Raw genomic sequence first — 18,990 nt, 5'->3', positions numbered from 1 at the left:
ACGTCCGCGCGGTCATGACCTCCGAGTGACCGCCTGGAAGAGTGCGAATTCCGGTGAAAGGCACCATTCCTGAAGGAATGGTGCCTTTTTTGCTTTCCGTCAGCGCAGAATTCCTTTGCGGCGTGCAACGGAGACGGCGGCCGTCCGGGAAGCGACGTCGAGTTTCGAGAAGATATGCGCCAGATGCGATTTCACGGTGGTCTCGCTGATGAAGAGTCCCGCCGCTATCTCCTGGTTGGTGCGCCCCGCTCCCACCTGCTCCAGCACCTCGATCTCACGGGAGCTGAGATTGACCCGAGGCTCCCGCATACGGTCCATGAGCCGGGATGCGATCACCGGCGCCAGGGCGCTCTCCCCGGCCGCGGCAGCCCTGACAGCGTTGATCAGCTCGTGTGGGGGTGCGTCCTTGAGCAGGTAACCGCTCGCCCCTGCCTCGACGGCACCGAGGATGTCGGCGTCGGAGTCGTAGTTGGTCAGCACCAGCACGTAGGGAGCCGCATCGAGGGCCCGGATCGTCCGGGTGGCACCGGCGCCCGTCGTCGTCTCGCCACTGCCGAACTGCAGGTCCATGAGGACGACGTCGGGGTTCTCGCGTTCCGCTGCGTCGAGCGCTTCCTGCGGAGTGGCGGCCTCAGCGACCACCTCGATGTCGGGCTCGATGCTGAACAGGGCCTTGAGCCCCGCACGGACGATGGGGTGGTCGTCCGCGATGACCACCCGGATCATGCGGCCTCCCCCGGCGCGAGCGTCACGGCCAGGGTGGTCCCGTGGCCCGGGGACGCCTCGATGCTGAGCGTTCCGCCGAGCTGCTGCACGCGCTCCTGCGTGGCCTGGAGACCGAACGAGTCGGTTGTCCCGCCCCTCGCCGCGGTGACGACCTGCGGGTCGAACCCTTCGCCGTCATCGGCGATCGTGAAGTGCACATTGCTCCGGTCGACGTCGAGGGTGATGGTGACGGTGGTGGCGCGAGCATGCTGGATGACGTTCGCCACCGCACCCTGCGCTATGCGCAGCAGCGCCGTCTGCAGGTGCATCGGCAGCGTCACCGTATCGGAAACACGCACGCACACGTCGAGCCCCTGGGCCGACCACTGCGTCCGGGCGAGGCGGCGGAGTGCTCCCCCGAGCCCCTGGTCGTCGAGTTCTGGAGGGGTGAGTTCGCGGATGAAGCGCCGCGTATCGGCGAGATTGGCCGCTGCGGTCTCGCGCGCCAACCGGATGTGCTCGACGCCGGGCCTGTCGGCATCGGCGCGCTCGGCCGCGTGCAGCAGCAGCTGGATGCTCGAGAGCCCCTGCGCCACGGTGTCGTGGATCTCGCGTGCCAGCCGGGCGCGCTCGGAGAGGACCCCGGACTCGTGCTCCGTCGCGGCCAGCTGACCGCGCGTGGCGAGGAGTTCACGCATGAGTGTCTCGCGCTGCTCCGCCTCGCGGGCCAGGGCCTGGTAGCCCAGTCCGATGAGGAGGGCCACGCCCGCACCCACGGTGGGACCGACCACCCCGCCGACCGTCCACCCGGTGTGGAGCGCCAGTGCGGTGATCGCCACAGCGGTCGAGGCGACGATCGCGGCGGAGCCCCACCACTGGCCCAGCACGTGCAGGTAGAGGAAGAAGAGGGCGAAGACCAGGAAGGCTGCGTCCGGCGTCAATACCAGCAGACCCACCCAGCCGAGGGTCAGGACGCCCACCCAGGCCGACCGGACCACCGGCGCACCGGCGCGGGACCGCACCGGCAGGAGCACGCCCAGACCGTAGACCACCAGGAGGAGGGCGGAGAGGAGGATGACGACGGCGCTGTACTCGCCGGGGCGCAGGACGGCACGGACGATCACGACCAGGGCGAGGAGGGCGAACAGCACATGGAGCCCTGTGCGCAGGCCCACGAAGACCGGGGTCAGAGCGGTAGGGGCCATGGGCTGAATGCTACGCGACCACCACCCGGCCCTCCCATCCTTCGAAAGGACGACTCCCGGACCCTCCCTTCGGGGCCGCGAGGACGTTCTGGCGGCCGATGTATCCCGCGGCGCGAATCGGCAGAGTTGGGTGTGTCATCTCCTCCGGTGACATGAAAGGAAAACACCATGTTCGTCGCGTTACGCGATCTGCGCTTCGCCCGGGGCCGCTTCGTCCTCATCGGGGCCGTCGTCGGCCTCATCACCGTCCTCGTCGGCTTCCTCAGTGGTCTGACCGGCGGGCTCGCCAATCAGAACATCTCGGCCGTCCTCGACCTGCCCGGCGACCGCGTGGTCTTCTCCACGCCGTCCAATGATCAGGAGGAGAGTCCCACCTTCGCCGACTCCAGGATCACGGAGGACCAGGCTGCGGGGTGGGCGACGACGGACGGGGTGTCCTCGGCGCAGCCGATCGGCATCAGCCAGACCAGCGCCGAGTCCGGTGACAACCGGGCGGCCATCGCGGTCTTCGGCGTCCAGCCCGGATTCGAGCCGGCCTCCCCGTCAGGCGACGGCTTGCTCAGCCTGTCCGAGACCGCAGCCGATGACCTCGATGTCACCGTCGGTGCCGAGGTGGACATCGCCGGAACCACCTACACCGTGGAGAAGATCGACGGCGACCGCTGGTACAGCCACACCACGGTGGTGCAGATGACCCTCGGCGACTGGCAGTCCTACTCCGATGCGACGGGCAACCCGGACACGTTCGCCACCGTCCTCGCCGTCACCGGCTCCCCCGACTGGGAGGCTGCCGATACCGCCCAGGCCACCGTCTCGGAGGGCACCCTCGGATCGCTGATGGCCCTGAGCGCCTTCAAGTCGGAGATCGGTTCGCTGCTGCTCATGGTCGCCATGCTGTTCGGCATCTCGGGCCTGGTCATCGGCGCGTTCTTCACCGTCTGGACCATGCAGCGCAAGGGTGACGTCGCCGTCCTGAAAGCCCTCGGCGCGAGCACCAGATCACTGGTGCGCGATGCGCTCGGTCAGGCGCTCGTGGTGCTGGTCATCGGGATCGGGATCGGCCTGGGCATCGTGGTGCTCCTCGGCCTTCTCCTCGGGTCGGCACTGCCCTTCATCCTCAGTCCCCTCACCACGCTTCTGCCCGCCGCGATCATGATCGCGCTGGGCCTGGCCGGAGCCGCCTTCGCACTCCGGTCCGTCACCTCCGCAGACCCCCTCACAGCACTCGGGAGCAACCGATGATCCACCTCGATGACGTCACCCTCACCTTCCCCGACGGCGAGAGCCGCATCACCGCCGTCGACCACGTATCCCTCACCGCCCACCCCGGCACGGTCACCGGCATCACCGGTCCCAGCGGCTCCGGGAAGTCCAGCCTCCTCGCCGTCGCCGCTACGCTGATCCGCCCCGACGCGGGTCGTGTGATGATAGACGACGTCGACACGGCGACGATGGATTCCGGAGCGGCCACCGATCTCCGCCGCACGAAGATCGGTATCGTCTTCCAGCAGTCCAACCTCATCGCGTCGCTGACGTCGCAGGAACAGCTGGCGGTGATGAACGAGCTCGGGGCTCCGAACAGCAGGCGGCACCGGGCAGCGGCCTCGGCACGTGCCGCCACGCTGCTCGACGCCGTCGGGATGGGCGACCAGGCCGACAAGCGGCCCCACCAGCTCTCCGGAGGTCAGCGCCAGCGGGTCAATATCGCCCGAGCCCTCATGAACGACCCGAGCGTCCTCCTGGTCGACGAGCCCACCAGTGCGCTGGACCAGGAGCGCGGAGCGAGCATCATCGAGCTGATCCTGCAGCTCACGAGTGAGCTGAACACCTCGACCCTGCTCGTCACCCACGACCTCGTCCACCTCCCCCGGATGCACGGGGCAGTGAACATGGTGGATGGCAGACTCACCAGCGACCTTCCCGCCGCTGTCTGAGGTCTGGGAACTGTTCGGGGACGGCCACTCGGCTGCCCCCGCTTCCGTGTCATCGGATCGACGCGACGGCCGGCATCACCCCTGAGGCAGCAGCCGTCCCAGGGCTTCCTCCATGATCTCCAGGTCGATCCGGACGTGGCGCCGGGCCACGTCCTCCGCGATGGTTGCGTCCCCCGTGCAGATCGCGTGGATCAGCGTCTCGTGATCGGCCAGCGAGCGCGCCTCCATCGCCGCCATCCGGTCCACCGGGCCCCAGGGATGAGCGGGCGAGGCCACGCTCAGGCGGCGCTCCAGCTCGGCCAGGATGGTGGCGAGCGCCGCATTGTGGGCGGCAGCACTGATGGCGGCGTGCAGGGCGGCGTCCGCCTGCTGCGACGGATGTCCCGAGTCCGCGGCACGGAACGCGGCCAGTCGCTGCGTCAGGAGGTCGACGTCGTCCGCCGTGTGGTTCGCCGCCGCGGCCCGCGCCACCGCCCCGTGGAGGAGGGAGAGTGCCTCGCTCAGCTCCCTGATCGACTCCCACCTGGCCTGCAGGGTCCGGCTGACTGCGTCCCGGGAGGAGTCCTCCCACTGGCTGCTGACGAAGGACCCTCCCGTGCGGCCCCGCTGCGTCACCAGCAGCCCGGCCTCGACCAGTCGTGAGATCGCCTCCCGCACCGTGGTGCGGCCCACCTGCAGGGCGGCGGCGAGCTCCCGCTCGGAGGGGAGCCGGGAGCCGGGAAGATACTCACCCACCGCGATGGCCGTGATGAGGCGATCGGTGATCTCGTCCCCGCGGGACGGCCCGGGATCGGCCACACGCAGGGGGGAGGCCAGCGGCGCCACCGCAGATGCGGGGCTCACCAGATGATCCGGACGACGACGAGCGTCCTGGTCCGGCGGGGACTCCGATCGAGGCATCCTCCATGGTAGATGACGGAGCTCCGTAAAAGGTCTTGGCGTAAAACCATTTCTGCGCAATGATGTTGCCCACCTTCAACCGGAAAGATCACCATGGCCGCATCGCGCTCGGACCAGGAGTCCACAGCCCAGCAGGAACTCGAAGCCTATGGCTACAAGCAGGAGCTCAAACGCTCCGTCTCCACCGTGGATCTGCTGATCTACGGCCTCATCTTCATGGTGCCCATCGCGCCCTGGGCCATCTTCGGCACGGTCTACAACGCATCCGAGGGCATGGTGCCGCTGGTCTATCTGATCGGGCTCGTCGCGATGCTGTTCACGGCGCTGGCCTACGGCCAGATGGCGAAGGCGATCCCGCTCGCCGGGTCCGTGTTCTCCTACGTGGGACGCGGCATCCACCGGACGGCGGGCTTCTTCGCGGGCTGGGCCATCCTCCTGGACTATCTCCTCGTACCGACCCTCCTCTACGTCTTCGCGGCCGAGTCCATGATCGGGCTCTTCCCCGGCTCCGCGCGCTGGGTGTGGGCGCTGATCTTCGTCGCTATCAACACGGTGGTGAATCTGATGGGCATCAGTTCCATCAAGATCATGAATCGCGTCTTCCTGGCCGTCGAGGTGGTGTTCGTCGTGATCTTCGTGATCCTCGCCGTGACCGCCCTCAACGGAGGGACCATCCCGGGGGCAGAGTTCAGCAGCGCTCCTATCTGGGACTCCAGCAAGGTCACCGGGCCATTGCTCGCCTCCGCCCTGTCCATCGCGGTGCTCAGCTTCCTGGGCTTCGACGGCATCTCCACCATGGCCGAGGAGTCCACCGGCAAGCGCAACGCAGCGGGCAAGGCCATGCTGCTCGCCCTGGTGATCGTGGCCTTCTGCTTCATCGTCCAGACCTGGTTCGCGAGCCTGCTCGCCGGAGGCCGTGCCTCCTTCAGTGACGACGAGGTGGGCAACGCCTTCTTCCTGCTGGTCGAGGCGGCCTCCTCCAGTGGTTGGGCCACCGCGTTCTTCGTGGTCAATGTCCTGGCCCTCGGGATCGCCAACGCCATGGCAGCACAGGCGGCCACCTCGCGCCTGCTCTACTCGATGAGCCGGGATGGTCAGCTGCCGGCCTTCCTGAGCAGGATCAACACCCGCAAGGTACCCCAATACGCCATCCTGACCGTCTCGGCGATCTCCGCGGTGCTCGTACTCTTCTTCGTCGGGCAGATCGACGTCATCTCCGCCCTGGTCAACTTCGGTGCGCTCTTCGGCTTCATGCTGCTGCACCTGTCGGTGATCGTGCACTACGTGGTACGACAGAAGTCCACCAACTACCTGCTGCATCTGGTGGTGCCGGTTATCGGTTTCCTGATCATCGGCTACGTGCTGCTCAACGCGAGCATCGAGGCCAAGATCGGCGGCGTGGTCTGGCTGATCATCGGCGCTGCCGTCTTCGCCTACTACCGCAAGACCGGCCGCACCACCGGTGCGCTCGGGTCGGACGCCGCCGGCGGCGGGCCCGACGACGACCAACGACCGGTGCCCGCCACCGGAGAACGCGGAGGATTCTGACACCATGGACCACTTCCTCGACAAGTCCCACGGCCAGCCGAATTTCTCGTCCACCACCGAACCCGCCCTGCGGATCGAGCCCGGAACGGGTGAGCGCATCGGCTTCGAGACGAGTGACGAGGTGTACGCGCAGCTGCACGAGCACCGCGACATGGATAAGCTCACGGCGCAGCTGAATCCCGTCACCGGTCCCGTCTACGTGGAGGGCGCCCAGCCGGGCGACGCGCTGGCCGTGACCATCCATGAGATCAGGCTCAAGGACTGCGGCTGGTCCGTCAGCCTGCCGGGCACCGGAGCACTGCAGCGCCGGATGGGGTCGGAGATGTTCACGCGACGTATCCCCATCGATGCACAGGGCATCCATGTCACGGACCGGCATGTGTTCGAGCCACGGCCTATGATCGGCTGCATCGGCACTGCCCCGGCCGATGGCGTCAACTCCACCGTGATGCCCTCCTACTCCCAGGGCGGCAACATGGATCTGACGGAGTGCAGGCCGGGCTCCACCGTCTATCTGCCGGTGATGGTGGAGGGCGCGTATCTGTCCATCGGGGACATCCACGCCATCATGGCCGAGGGTGAGTCCTCCTTCGTCGCGATCGAGGCGGAGGGGATCGCCGTGGTGAGCGTCGACGTCGTCAAGGGCATGGAGCTGCGTGCCCCGCGGGTGGAGACCGACGACGAGTGGATCTTCGTGGGTCTCGGCGATCCCGTCCAGGAGAGCATCACGCGCGGGTACGAGGACATGTTCGACTTCCTCGTCACGGAGCGTGGCTGGGAGCAGGGTGACGCCTATGCCCTGATGAGCGCCGTCGGGCACAGCCGGCTCGGCGGGCCGACGGGCAGTGGTGATCCGGACCCGCTGCACCCCATGTCACCGGTTGGGGCGGTGACCACCCACCGCCTCCCGAAGAGCGTCCTGTAGCTCGTCGTGGACTTCAGGGGCTCATACACGGGGACCTACCATGGAGAGGAGACCGGACACGTAGAGACCCTGGGGCATGAGTGGATTTTCACAGGATCGCGTCGTTGCGCGAGAACCACGCGGGATGGTCGCTGCTGCGTGCCCAGCACGCGCCCCTGGCCCTCGCACTGTTCATGGCGGCCTTCACCGAGCCGAACCAGCGGAACCTGGGGCGACAGCACATCGTCGACGTGCTCGACGACGTGCTGTTCGGTGTGCGGGAGAGCCTCGGCGAGGACGCCTTCCCGCGCTCTGCCGCCGACTACCTCGACGACTGGGCGGCGCCGGAGAAGGCGTGGCTGCGCAAGTACTACGTGCCCGGCCAGGACGAACCGCGGTACGACCTCACCGCGACCTCCGAGGACGCGGTCCGCTGGGTGGAGTCCCTCAAGGGTCGCTCCTTCGTGGCCACGCAGTCCCGGCTCACCAGCATCTTCGCCGTCCTCAAGGCGCTGGTGCAGGGCTCGGAGACGGACCCGGAGGTGCGCCTGACCGAGCTCCGGCGGCAGCGGGACGCGATCGACGCCGAGATGCAGCGCCTGGAGACCGGTCAGGTCAGCGTCATGGGAGCACCGGAGGCTTTGGATCATCTGCAGCAGCTCACCGGTCTCGCCAGGGATCTGCTCGCCGATTTCCGCGAGGTCGAGCAGAACTTCCGCACCCTCGACCGCGAGGTACGAGAGCACATCACCACGTGGGAGGGGACGCAGGGCGAGCTGCTCGCCTCGATCTTCGCGAACCAGCAGGGCATCACGAGCTCCCTGCAGGGACGCACCTTCCAGGGGTTCTGGGACTATCTCATGTCCCCGCAGCTCCGCACGGAGTTACGGGATCTGCTGCAGCGGGCCACGCAGATCGACGCGCTGGCCGGACGGGAGGAACTCCGCGGGCTCGGGACCCTGCACCAGGACTGGCTGCCCGCCGTCGAGCAGACCCAGGCGACCGTCCGGCAGCTCTCCCAGCAGATGCGCCGGCTGCTGGACGACAAGGTGTTCCTCGAGAACAAGCGCATCATGCAGCTTATTCGGCAGGTCGAGGGCCGCGCGCTCGCCACCCGCACCCGGCCGCCGTCGGGCCCCTTCCTGAGCATCGATGCACCCACCGTGGAGGTCGCGCTGCCGTTCGAGCGCCCGCTCTACGAGCCCAGCAGCCGGGTGAGCGTGGACGACGTCGTCCACCTCGCCGACGACGCCGACGTCGATGCCGGTGCGCTCTTCGACCAGTTCCACGTGGACACCGAGCGCCTGAGCTCACGCATCGAGGCACTGCTCGACGACGCCGACCAGGTCACGCTCGCGGAGATCACCACGGCCTTCCCGCTCTCCCAGGGACTGGCCGAGATCGTGGCGTACTATCAGCTGGCCACCGAGTCGCCGTGGGCGTCCGTGACCGCGGACAGCACCGAACAGCTCGCCTGGACACTGCCCGATGGCAGCATCCGCGAGGCGACCATCGACCGGATCATCTTCGTGAGGCCCTCGTGACCCTGTCCACGCCCGACCACGACTCCGCCACACCTCCCGAGCTCCCGGGTGTGGTGACCCGCCTCTTCAAGGGCGTCGTCTACGCCGAGGCGGACGAGAAGACCTGGCAGGCCCTGCTGGCCCTGACCTCCCAGGTACGGGACTACGTGGCCGTACTCGGTCTCGAGCTGATCCTCGACGAGCCCGAGGGTTACGCCTTCCTCCGCTCCCGCCAGGACGCCGACGGCACCCTGCCCCGCCTGATCCCGCGCCGGCAGCTCACCTTCACCGTGAGTCTGCTGCTGGCCCTGCTGCGCGGACGGATGCTCGAGTTCGACACGAACAGCAGCGAGCTGCGCCTGGTCATGACGGAGGAGGACATCGCCGACATGGTCTCGGTGTTCCTGCCGGAGAGCAGCAACGAGGCCCGCGTGCTCGACCGGCTCGGCACCGACATCAAAAAGATCGTGGAGCTGGGGTTCCTCCGGAAGCTGCGCGGGCAGCAGGGCACATACGAGGTGATGCGGATCCTCAAGGCCTTCGTCGACGCGCAGTGGCTCGAGGAGTTCGACGCACGGCTCGCCGACTACCGCGCACTGCTCACCGGCGGGGCACGAGCGGACGACGCACCACAGGCACCAGCAGAGGGAGCAGCAGATGAGCACTGAGCTCCAGGACAGCCTCTTCACCCTGCCCGATCCCGCGGAGGACGGCGGCGCACTGCCGGGCTTCCGCCTGCAGCGCCTCGAACTGCTGAACTGGGGCACCTTCCACGGTGGTGTCAGGACCTTCACGCTCGACGGCGTCAACAGTCTGCTCACCGGCGACATCGGGTCGGGCAAGTCGACGGTGGTGGACGCCATCACCACGCTGCTGCTGCCGGCGAACCGGATCGACTACAACAAGGCAGCGGGTGCGCAGAAGAAGGAGCGCAGCCTGATGTCCTACGTGCGCGGCTTCCACAAGAGCACGCGCAGCAGCAGCGGCGAGTACTCGAAGCCCGTGGCCCTGCGCTCCACCGGCGCGTTCTCCGTGGTGCTCGGGGTGTTCCACAACGCGCAGCTGGACACCACCGTGACCCTCGCGATCACACTGTGGGCCACGCAGGAGGCGGGTCAGCCCGCCCGCTTCTACTCCCTCGCCGAGACCGACCAGAGTATTGCCGCCGATTTCTCCGACTTCGGTCAGGACCCCGCGAGGCTCAAGCGGAAGCTACGCAGCGCGGGTGTGTCTGTCCACGACGCCTTCGACCCGTATGCCGCAGCATTCAAGCGCCACTTCGGGATCAGCGGCAACCAGGCCATGGACCTGTTCCACCGCACCATCTCCATGAAGCAGGTCGAGAACATCACGTCCTTCGTGCGGATCAACATGCTGGAGGAGGACGACGTCGCCGCCCGGATCGCGAATCTGATCCACCACTTCGACGACTTGAAACGCGCCCACGACGCCGTCCTGCGGGCCAAGGACCAGATAACCCTGCTGACGCCGATCCGCGAGCACTCCGCCCTGCACGCACGCCTGAGCTCGGAGGACGGACTCGCCCGCGTCCAGCGGGACCAGCTGCATCCGTGGTTCACGCAGCAGCAGCTGGACCTCAGCCTGGAGCACCAGGACGAGCTCGCCCGCACGGCCACCCGGTACCGGGAGGACAGCGCTCTGCTGGGCGCGGAGCTCGCGGCAGCACGGCACGAGCTCTCGGGGATCCAGGAGGACATCCGCACCAACGGGGGCGGACGGCTGGCGGCGATCGACGCCGAGCTCGCCCGGTTGGAGGAGGAGGCACGGGCACAGCGGGCCCGCTTCGAGAACTACCGCACCGCCGCCGAGGATCTCGGACTCCGGATCCCCGAGGACCGCGTGCTGTTCGACGCCAACCGGGCGCAACTGGACAAGGTGGAGACCGGGCTCCGGGAGCGAACCACGGAGCTGCAGGACCAGCAGACCGCCGTGAGCGTGGAACGCTCCGGCACCGCCGACGAGCTGAAGACCATCGACATCGAGCTCGGCTCCCTGCAGTCCCGACCCGATCTGCTCCCCCTCGCCCAGCTCGAGATGCGGCGCAGACTCTGCGAAGGCACGGGCATCGCCGCGACCGAGCTGCCCTACGCGGGCGAGCTGCTGCGCGTGCGCGACGGCGAAGCCGCGTGGGAGGGCGCGGCCGAGCGGACGTTGCGCGGCTTCGCCCTGTCCCTGCTGGTGCCGGAGGAGCACTACCGCGCTGTCAGCGCGTGGGTGGAGGGCAACGATCTGCGCGGGCGCCTCGTGTATCGGCGCATCAACGGCACCTACGCGCCGCAGCCCGCCGTCCCGGGCACCCTCGCCGGGAAGATCGCCATCAAGGCGGGCATGCCGCTGCGGGACTTCCTGCTCGACGAGCTGACCAGCCGGTTCGACTACGTGTGCTGCGAGACCATGGAGGACTTCCGGCGTCACCCCAAGGCCCTCACGCTGGGAGGTCAGCTCAAGGGTGGCCGGGGACGCCACGAGAAGGATGATCGCCAGGGACTCGGCGATCGCCGTCACTACGTGCTCGGCTGGGACAACCACGACAAGATGGCCCGGCTGCACGCCGAGCGTGAGGGGCTGCAGGGTCGGCTCGCCGGGATCGACGCCCGGCTGGCACGGCTCAACGCATCGCTCGGTGAGCTGGGCCGGAAGAACCAGCACCTGGGAACCGTCCGCGCCGTCACGGGATTCGCCGAGATCGGCTGGCAGTCCACCTCCCGCAGGATCGCGGATCTGACCACCGAACGCGCCGAGCTGGAGGGGGCGAGCGACGTCCTGCAGCAGCTCACCCGGTCCGAGACCGATCTGCAGGTACGCCTGGCGAAGCTGGACACGCGCAACACCACGCTCCAGCAGCGCATCGGCGCCAACGAGAAGGACGCACGCGACATCGCGGAGACCATCGCGGAGTGCCGCGGGATCCTGGACACGACTCCCTTGACGGACGACGACGCCGTGCTCACCGCCGTCGCCCGCCTCGCGTCGGAGACCCTGGACGGGAAGTCGCTCACGTACCGGAACACCGCCGCGACGGAGACCGCGGTGCGCTCCGTCCTCACGGCGTCCATCGACGCCCTGACCAAGCGGATCGCGACGGCCGCGGCGTCCACCGTGCGGCAGATGGCGGACTTCCGCAACACCTATCCCACGGAGACCGCGGACCTGGACGCGTCGCTCGAGGCCTCAGCGGACTACGACCGCATGCTCGATCAGCTGACCAGCAACGACCTGCCGCGGTTCGAGGCCCACTTCAAGGAGTCGCTGAACCAGAACACCATCCACGAGGTGGTGGCGTTCAACGCCTTCCTGGACAGCCGCCGGCAGGACATCGTCGGCCGGATCGACGAGATCAACGCGTCCCTGGCGGACATCGACTACAACCCGGGCCGCCACATCCAGCTCGAGCACCAGAGCACGTCCGATCTCGACGTGCGCCAGTTCGGGACGGATCTGCGGGCGTGTTCGGAGGGCAGTCTCGGGGACACCGAACAGTACTCCGAGCAGAAGTACCTGCAGGTGGCGCGCCTGATCGAGCGCTTCCGCGGTCGCGAGGGATACACGGCCCTGGACGAGCGGTGGACGGCGCGGGTCACCGACGTGCGGAACTGGTTCACGTTCTCGGCGTCGGAGAAATGGACGGAGACCGGCGAGGAGTTCGAGCACTTCACCGATTCGGGCGGGAAGTCCGGCGGGCAGAAGGAGAAGCTCGCCTACACCATCCTGGCCGCAGCGCTCGCCTTCCAGTTCGGCCTCGGCGCTGCGAGGAACGGTGCGCGGAGCTCCAGGTCCGTGGGCCGCAGCTTCCGGTTCGTGGTGATCGACGAGGCCTTCGGGCGCGGCTCGGACGAGTCGGCGCGCTACGGTCTGGAGCTGTTCAAGCGCATGGAGCTGCAGCTGCTGATCGTCACCCCGCTGCAGAAGATCCACGTGATCGAGCCGTACGTGTCCCATGTGGGCTTCGTGGCCAATACCGCCGGTGACGATTCGCAGCTGCGCAACATGACCATCGAGGAGTACCGCGAGGAGAAGGAGCGCCGTGCCCGCTGAGGCACCGGGTCGGTGGACCACGCTGGCCGATCTGCGGGCCGCGTCCGAAAAGGCGTGGGACCGGGGCGTCCTCCTGCGCGACGTGCTGGAGCCCACCGGTGCCTACCCCCGACGTCGTGCGCTGAAGAAACCCACGGCCGCCGAGCTGCGCGACCACTACCCCGCCGCCCGGCGCTGGGCGGGCGAGCTCACCGCCGCCGCGGGAGCCTACGACGTCGAATTCGTGGAGCTCGGCAGCACCACCATCGGCGCCAATCAGGTGCCCGCCGCGGTCGTCTTCGCGGCGGTCGACGACGAGATCTCGTTCGTGGGCAAGACCCGCGACGCGCGGAGCGCCGTCGAGCTGGCGCGGCGCCTCGCGGAGCTCGACCCCGGTCTCCGCGTGTGGGCCGTCGCCCGGCCGCTCCGGCTCGTGGAGTCCGGCGAGGACGCGCTGACGGCCGCGCGGGTGGCCGTGTGGCTGCGCGATCATCCGGACCCGGGCATCCATGTGCGCCAGCTCGGACTCCCCGGCGTGCACACGAAGTTCGTCGAGGGCCACCGCAAGACCATCGACGAGATGGTGACCGCATTGCAGACAGGGCCTGCCGACCCGGATCCCGCGACAACGCCGTCCGGTGAGCTGCAGACCGGGCTGCAGGCAGATCCCGCCGGATCAGATCCCTCGACCACCCTCCCTGACGAGCTGCCCGCCCTCGCCCGCCGCACAGCGGGACGCACGCCTACTGCCCGCTTCGCGGCCCGCCACGGTTTCCTGCGGGCACCCGAGCGCGTCCGTTTCCGGCTGCTCGATCCCCGCCTCGAGGTGCTCGGCGGCGCCCGGGACATCACGGTCACCGCCGAGGCCTTCGCCGGACTCGGTCTGCCGGTGGAGCGCTTGGTCGTGACCGAGAATCTGGTCAACTTCCTCGCGCTCCCGGACAGTCCCGGAGCCCTGGCCCTCTTCGGTGAGGGATACGGTTTCTCAGCCCTCCGGGATGCCGCGTGGCTGCGGTCCTGCAGGGTGGACTACTGGGGGGATCTGGACACGCACGGCTTCCGCATCCTGGATCAGCTGAGATCCCTCCATCCGCACGTGGCCAGCGTGCTCATGGACGAGGAGACGCTGCTGGAGCACCGGGACCGCTGGGGTATGGAGCCGTCGCCGTCGCGCGCGGTCCTCACCCGGCTGACGGCGGAGGAGTGGGTGGCGTACGACGCCCTACGGGAGGACCGCCATGGTCCGTCGGTGCGGCTGGAGCAGGAGCTCGTCCGGTGGCAGTGGGCCCTGGATCGGCTGCTGCTCTAGGCGCTCCACCACCGTTGTACCGGGCGCGGCGGTGCTTCCGACGGTTCGACGGCGCTGCCGCGTGGGCGCTTCATCGTCGCCCTGCGTCGGGCCGAGGTGATGCTGCGGACGTATTGTATTTGCCCTCAGGGGGGCGGACCGGCGTGTCGAACGGGGTAGTCAACGGGGGACCCGGTTGCCGGGAGGAAAATGGCTGCTGACGTGGGGCAGAATTCGCCGGGGCGGACGCTGGCCCGAAGTTGTGCTCCAGGGTTCTTGCCCAGTATGCAAGCGGAATGGCTACCCCCAGGAGAGGCAGGCTGACCAGCACGGAGGCCACGACGCCGATGACCGGACTGCCATCAGTGCCTGGACCCGAGGCGATCATTCCCGTCAATAACATGAGGTCGATGACGACCACGAACCAGCACACCCAACGCACGGCTCGTGCCGCAGGTCTCTTGAGGGGTATCAGGGTCGCTCTCCGCCAAGCTCTCGATAATGCAGAAGGGCCGTCGGCCCGAGGTTTGCTGAGCTCGATGGCATTGAGTCTCTTGCGTGATTCTGTCAGCTGACGACGAACCTCTGCTCGTTCTAGCACGACGTCAGTGCTTCCAGAATCTCCTACGAGATTGTCGGCCTCCAACTACAACTTCAAGTACACGACGCGGTCCTTCTCATCAGCCAGGGCCGCTTTCTTGTGGTGCGACGCGTTCCGATCCTTGCGCCGCTCCGACTGCCAGAGACCCAGTGCAGCTAGTCCGGCCGCAATCACGGGCGGCAGCACAGCTTTGACGATTTCCAGCCATACGTCCATGGCACTCGGCTTCCAACTGATGAGGACGAGGATTATTCGAACAGTTTGCGCTCGCAGAAACTAGTCGTCAATGACGCAGAATCGGAACCCACCGGCATGGTGCTTCCAACTCGGTACTTCGATGAGTGGGAGGTGGATGCAACGGGCTCAGCATGCCCGGTACAGGTACGCGGGGTCGCCGGGCATGGTCAGGTCCCTGTCCCGCAGGACCATGGACTCCGGTCGGCCCGGGGCCGAGCACGGGTCCTCGACGCCGGACTCCCGCGGGTACTCGATGGCCAGAACCGCTTCACCGTAGGTGTCCGTGTAGTCCGTACACTCGTCGAACTCGACGCACTGCTCCGCCACCGCGAAGTCGAAGCCGAGGTCCTCGAACGCCCCGGACTCCTCGGCCGCGTTCTTCTGCCCCACGAGCAGCCCGAGGTCGTGGCCGCGCTGCACGAGCATCGCGGCGAGCGCGACGTTGTCCGCGAGAGTGAGGAGTCCTTCGGACCGGGTGTAGGAGTCGAGATTGTCCAGCTCCACGGCGTCGTAGCCCTTGTCGGCACACTGCTGCAGGCCCTCACCGATCCGCTCGGCGATCGAGGCGCGGTGATCAGCCGTCGAGGTGTCGAGCAGGAACTCGTCCGGCCAGTCGGGATCGGCCAGCGGTACGCCGTCGATCAGCAGGACGAGCCCGTCCGCGAGCCACGGCGCCGACTCCGCCGGTTGCGTCTGGAACCCGTTCAGATAGCAGACGGAGTACACGCCGTCGGCGGGTTCGTCCGTGACGTCCCGCACGACCACGTCGACGCCGTCGACCGGCTCGTACGCGCCTCCCAGCTGGTAGTCCAGCTTGGCCCCTGCAGGAAAGCCCTCGGGTACGGCAATACCGTCGGTCGAAGACTCCTCACCGGTCTCCGACGACGCCTTCTGCGCTCCCGAGCACGCTGCCAACGCAGTCACGAGGGCCGCAACCATGCAGAGCGTCGGCGGGATTCTCATGAGCTGACAGTAATCCGTCGTCCGAGGCAGAGCCTGCTGGATCTCATTGATTCGGCGCTCGTCCCGTCGAGGCCGTCATGTCCGCCACTGGCCGGATCGCGACCGCTACTCGCAGCCCACGCCGTCACCGTCGCGGTCGAACTTGGGCTGGAACCCGGGTGAGGCTGCTGTGATGGGAGCTGCACCGGCCGCACGGACCGCGTCGCAGTTCTGGTAATAGGGAGCTGCGGGGACAGGAGCCGCCGGCGCGGCAGGTGCTGGAGCGGGTGCCGGTGCCGGAGCCGGAGCCGGAGCCGGAGCCGGAGCTGGTGCCGGAGCCGGAGCTGGTGCCGGAGCTGGAGCAGGAACAGGTGCCGGCGCTGGAGCAGGAGCAGGTGCCGGCGCTGGAGCAGGAGCAGGAGCAGGAGGCGCAGCCTCCGAGGGCTGCTGGACGGACGGCGCGATCTGATTGGTCGGGGCAAGGATGCCGTTGCAGTCGGAGAGGATCCTCTCCATGGCGTCGTGCTCCGCCTGGGTCACCCAGAGCGTGTAGGTCGCCTTGACCGAGACCTGCCGCGCCACGTACTCGCAGCGGTAGCCGGTGTTCGGCGGCAACCAGGTGGCGGCGTCGCCCGCGCCCTTCTGCTGGTTCGCCGGGCCGTCCGCGGCCTGCAGATTCAGCGGATCATTGGCGAAGGCCACCCGCTGGTCGAAGGTCAACTGCTGCGCGCCCTTCTGCCAGGCGTCAGCCAGGGCCACCACGTGGTCGATCTGCACCTCGCTGCTCGTGGACTGTCCGCGCTGGAAATCGATGATGGTTCCGGTGTAGGGATCGTCCAGCACACCGGATTCGACCTTGCAGGGCACGGAGTTCGTGTGGACGATGTCGCTGAGATCACGGTTGAGGATGTCGTTGCGGGTATCGCAGCCATTGCGGTCGACGTCGAGCCAGGCCCGGCCGAACTCCTCGCGGTCGTAGCCCGTCTTCGGAGCACGGCCCTTGACGGCCAGGGTCTCCAGCAGCGCGAGCGCCTCGGTATTGGCCGCGGGCTGCTTGGCCGGCGCGGACGGATCCCCCGACGCCTCGGCAACAGCGTCCGGATCGAGTGGTGCAACGTCCGGCGTCGTGCCGGCGGTGGCGGAGGGCGTCGGCGTCGGTGTCGGCTTCGGAGTCGGTGTTTCGGACCGTGTGGGCGACGGCGAGCTGGTCGGTCCGCTGCTCGCCTCGTCCGACGGCTCCGCAGCCTCCTCGGAGGCCTGTTCCGCAAAGGCGGTGGGGACAGTCTCGTCCGCCGGCGCGATCTCCCCACCCACCAGGAGAGCGACGACGGCCACCCCCGCGGTGATGCCGCCGGCCCGGCGACCGCCGAGACGAGCCCAGGACGGTCTATTGGTCAGCAGCGTGTAGAGGCCGGTGAAGAACGCGAAGGTCGCGGCCATGATCAAGGCACCGCTGATGCCGCTGGTGATGAGACCGATGACGATCAGGAACAACCCCACACCGGCGACGACGGCGGTCAGCGGCCTGATCGGCCGGCGATTCGACGACGTCGAGCGGGCAGGCGGACGTGATGGCGAAGAAATGGAAAGCCCCCAGGATCGATGCTGCTGTTTCCCGCGAACACTACTGCCGTCGATGTAGAACTCGGAAATCGGTCACTGCTCGCAATGGCCGACCTTGGAACGCAGCCAACGGACCTGATCAGTGGAATCGTGAACGCTTCCGCCCAAGCTGAGGAGGGCGCCCTTCTTTATGGGCTCGCCGGCGATACCGCGTGCGTCCGGTAATTCGCGAGCGAGACGTCCGCGAGAGCCTCGCAGAATCCTGGCTGACCCGTGTTGCGCCAGCCGACCCGCATCGGGTGACATCACTTGCGAAGTTCGACTGCTGGCCCAGCATCCCTGGTCAAAATGGCCCTGGCTGGATAAGGCGGCAGAACCTCATATTCTATTTTTGTCGCGTCAGTAGCATCGATTTCGATCTGCGCCTTAGTGACACATGAACCTTTACCGTAGGTTATTACTTCGGTGAACGAATGCACGTTCCCAGAAGCGCTGTCCGTTGCCCAAAGACCTCCACATCCAAGTTCCGGATACTCAACTACTGCCTTGGTCTCGTCCGCGTTCCCTGAAAACGAAATGCGGACGCTATACACGCCAACGCCGCCCTGAAGGACGTCCCCGCTCCACGTTCCTTCAAGAGGAAGTGCCTGTGACCCCGGCAGTTCTACCGTCGACTTGCTGCTGCTCTCCAATGGACGCGGCGGTAGTGTGTGTTCTGCGGTGGTGGCGTCACCGTTAGCACTGCAACCGTTCAGGGCAACGCCCACCATGGCGATTATCAATGAGAGCTGAAATGACTTCGTAGTAGCCCCTTCCACGATGGCCCAGCGTACTGCAGGGAGTTGAGGAACAACCGTCGGACAGAGACACGGTGACAGCGCAAAACGGGAAAAATCCTCATACACGACGCTGAGTACGGAGCAAGCCGAGCTTAGGTTGTAATCCAGTAACGGACCTTGTTTGCCATGCAACCGTCGACTGTTTGCGGCGCCTCGACTCCTCCACACCTTTCGATAACTGTCTTTGACCCGAGATTGCCCCTGTCGCAGGTCACCAGCACGTTATCGATCCCAAGCCGCTTCGCTTCCACAATGGCGCATTTCAGCATCTCTTGGGCATACCCACGCCGTCTGGACCGAGGACGGACAGCGAATCCAATGTGTCCGCCGACGGTCCGCAGGACGGGATTGAGCTTATGGCGGATCGGCACTCGCCCTACCAGGTCCCCGCCCACCTCCGCCAGAAAGAAGGTTGCAGGAACATACCCCTCGGGAAGATTGCGACCCTGTCGGGTGTCCTCGACCTTCTCGAGATACTCCGTCCAGTCGACATCAGCATCGTAACTCAAGAGGAAATTGAACTGTTCAGCGACCAGTTCCTTTTGGGCGAGCAGTGCCTGGTCCTTATCGGACTCGGAAAGGAGACGCAGTTCCATGGGTTCAAATGATACGGGTCAGCTCGGTAGTACATGATCTCCTTTTGAGATCATCGGGTGAGGAACTCGATTCACGAGGCCACTAGCGATGGTGTGCTCGTCTCCTACACCGTCTTCGACGGTGTAGGACCCTGCTGTGGTGATCCCCCACGTGCTCGCAGGAAGCAGCA

The 18,990-nt window shown here is 67.2% G+C and carries 17 protein-coding genes; 9 read left to right on the top strand and 8 right to left on the bottom strand.

The window, feature by feature from the left end; all coding sequences use genetic code 11:
- Positions 1–99: 99 nt before the first annotated feature.
- Together FQ377_RS07420 and FQ377_RS07415 are read right to left on the bottom strand one after the other, a co-directional pair.
- Entirely contained in the window at positions 100–726 is a 627-nt protein-coding gene (locus FQ377_RS07420; RefSeq protein ID WP_148600624.1) for a response regulator transcription factor, read from the bottom strand.
- On the bottom strand, positions 723–1,910 hold the full coding sequence (locus FQ377_RS07415) for a sensor histidine kinase (protein WP_148600623.1): 1,188 nt from the start codon (positions 1,908–1,910) through the stop codon (positions 723–725). Before FQ377_RS07415 ends, FQ377_RS07420 begins: the two co-directional genes overlap by 4 nt.
- A gap of 168 nt (positions 1,911–2,078) precedes the next feature.
- Between FQ377_RS07415 and FQ377_RS07410 the strand changes: the two genes are divergently transcribed.
- Together FQ377_RS07410 and FQ377_RS07405 are read left to right on the top strand one after the other, a co-directional pair.
- A complete protein-coding gene (locus FQ377_RS07410) occupies positions 2,079–3,152 on the top strand; it encodes an FtsX-like permease family protein (RefSeq protein WP_148600622.1) in 1,074 nt (357 codons plus the stop codon).
- Complete coding sequence (locus FQ377_RS07405) at positions 3,149–3,844, top strand: ABC transporter ATP-binding protein (protein WP_148600621.1); 696 nt, start codon at positions 3,149–3,151, stop codon at positions 3,842–3,844. The genes FQ377_RS07410 and FQ377_RS07405 overlap by 4 nt, the downstream gene beginning before the upstream one ends.
- A gap of 75 nt (positions 3,845–3,919) precedes the next feature.
- Here the strand turns inward: FQ377_RS07405 and FQ377_RS07400 are convergent, their stop codons facing one another.
- Positions 3,920–4,687: a FadR/GntR family transcriptional regulator gene (locus FQ377_RS07400; RefSeq protein ID WP_262364329.1), complete on the bottom strand. Its 768-nt coding sequence runs from the start codon at positions 4,685–4,687 to the stop codon at positions 3,920–3,922.
- Between the two features lie 150 nt (positions 4,688–4,837).
- Here FQ377_RS07400 and FQ377_RS07395 point away from each other — a divergent pair, with 150 nt between their 5' ends.
- The 6 genes from FQ377_RS07395 (at position 4,838) to FQ377_RS07370 (ending at position 14,063) form a co-directional block, all read left to right on the top strand.
- Positions 4,838–6,292: an APC family permease gene (locus FQ377_RS07395; RefSeq protein ID WP_148600619.1), complete on the top strand. Its 1,455-nt coding sequence runs from the start codon at positions 4,838–4,840 to the stop codon at positions 6,290–6,292.
- 4 nt (positions 6,293–6,296) lie between these two features.
- Positions 6,297–7,217, top strand: coding sequence for an acetamidase/formamidase family protein (locus FQ377_RS07390; RefSeq protein WP_148600618.1), 921 nt, complete (start codon positions 6,297–6,299; stop codon positions 7,215–7,217).
- Between the two features lie 80 nt (positions 7,218–7,297).
- A complete protein-coding gene (locus FQ377_RS07385; RefSeq protein WP_148600617.1) occupies positions 7,298–8,740 on the top strand; it encodes a DUF3375 domain-containing protein in 1,443 nt (480 codons plus the stop codon).
- The gene (locus FQ377_RS07380) at positions 8,737–9,387 is read left to right on the top strand and encodes a DUF4194 domain-containing protein (RefSeq protein ID WP_148600616.1); all 651 of its coding nucleotides are present in this window, start codon (positions 8,737–8,739) and stop codon (positions 9,385–9,387) included. The genes FQ377_RS07385 and FQ377_RS07380 overlap by 4 nt, the downstream gene beginning before the upstream one ends.
- On the top strand, positions 9,377–12,775 hold the full coding sequence (locus FQ377_RS07375; RefSeq protein ID WP_148600615.1) for an ATP-binding protein: 3,399 nt from the start codon (positions 9,377–9,379) through the stop codon (positions 12,773–12,775). The genes FQ377_RS07380 and FQ377_RS07375 overlap by 11 nt, the downstream gene beginning before the upstream one ends.
- A complete protein-coding gene (locus FQ377_RS07370) occupies positions 12,765–14,063 on the top strand; it encodes a Wadjet anti-phage system protein JetD domain-containing protein (protein WP_148600614.1) in 1,299 nt (432 codons plus the stop codon). Before FQ377_RS07375 ends, FQ377_RS07370 begins: the two co-directional genes overlap by 11 nt.
- 625 nt (positions 14,064–14,688) lie before the next feature.
- On the opposite strand, the gene FQ377_RS14830 is transcribed toward FQ377_RS07370, so the two are convergent.
- The 3 genes from FQ377_RS14830 to FQ377_RS07360 all read right to left on the bottom strand — a co-directional run bounded on the left by FQ377_RS14830 (position 14,689) and on the right by FQ377_RS07360 (position 17,262).
- Positions 14,689–14,859, bottom strand: coding sequence for a hypothetical protein (locus tag FQ377_RS14830; RefSeq protein WP_187393290.1), 171 nt, complete (start codon positions 14,857–14,859; stop codon positions 14,689–14,691).
- A gap of 147 nt (positions 14,860–15,006) precedes the next feature.
- Positions 15,007–15,843, bottom strand: a complete 837-nt coding sequence (locus tag FQ377_RS07365) for an endo alpha-1,4 polygalactosaminidase (protein WP_148600613.1) — start codon at positions 15,841–15,843, stop codon at positions 15,007–15,009.
- Between the two features lie 105 nt (positions 15,844–15,948).
- Complete coding sequence (locus FQ377_RS07360; RefSeq protein ID WP_148600612.1) at positions 15,949–17,262, bottom strand: GmrSD restriction endonuclease domain-containing protein; 1,314 nt, start codon at positions 17,260–17,262, stop codon at positions 15,949–15,951.
- Here FQ377_RS07360 and FQ377_RS07355 point away from each other — a divergent pair.
- Complete coding sequence (locus FQ377_RS07355) at positions 17,261–17,464, top strand: hypothetical protein (RefSeq protein ID WP_148600611.1); 204 nt, start codon at positions 17,261–17,263, stop codon at positions 17,462–17,464. The two genes, FQ377_RS07360 and FQ377_RS07355, sit on opposite strands and share 2 nt — an antisense overlap.
- Positions 17,465–17,690: 226 nt before the next feature.
- On the opposite strand, the gene FQ377_RS14995 is transcribed toward FQ377_RS07355, so the two are convergent.
- Together FQ377_RS14995 and FQ377_RS07345 are read right to left on the bottom strand one after the other, a co-directional pair.
- Positions 17,691–18,203: a hypothetical protein gene (locus FQ377_RS14995; RefSeq protein WP_148600610.1), complete on the bottom strand. Its 513-nt coding sequence runs from the start codon at positions 18,201–18,203 to the stop codon at positions 17,691–17,693.
- A gap of 113 nt (positions 18,204–18,316) precedes the next feature.
- Positions 18,317–18,820 carry a GNAT family N-acetyltransferase gene (locus FQ377_RS07345; RefSeq protein WP_148600609.1) on the bottom strand — a complete coding sequence of 168 codons (504 nt, stop codon included), beginning with the start codon at positions 18,818–18,820 and terminating at the stop codon, positions 18,317–18,319.
- Positions 18,821–18,990: the final 170 nt, after the last annotated feature.

It is taken from the genome of Arthrobacter echini (assembly GCF_008107445.1).
Lineage (GTDB): Bacteria > Actinomycetota > Actinomycetes > Actinomycetales > Micrococcaceae > Arthrobacter_D > Arthrobacter_D echini_A.
The sequence above is the reverse complement of the archived record's forward strand: the minus strand, read 5'-3'. Positions and strand labels throughout refer to the sequence as shown.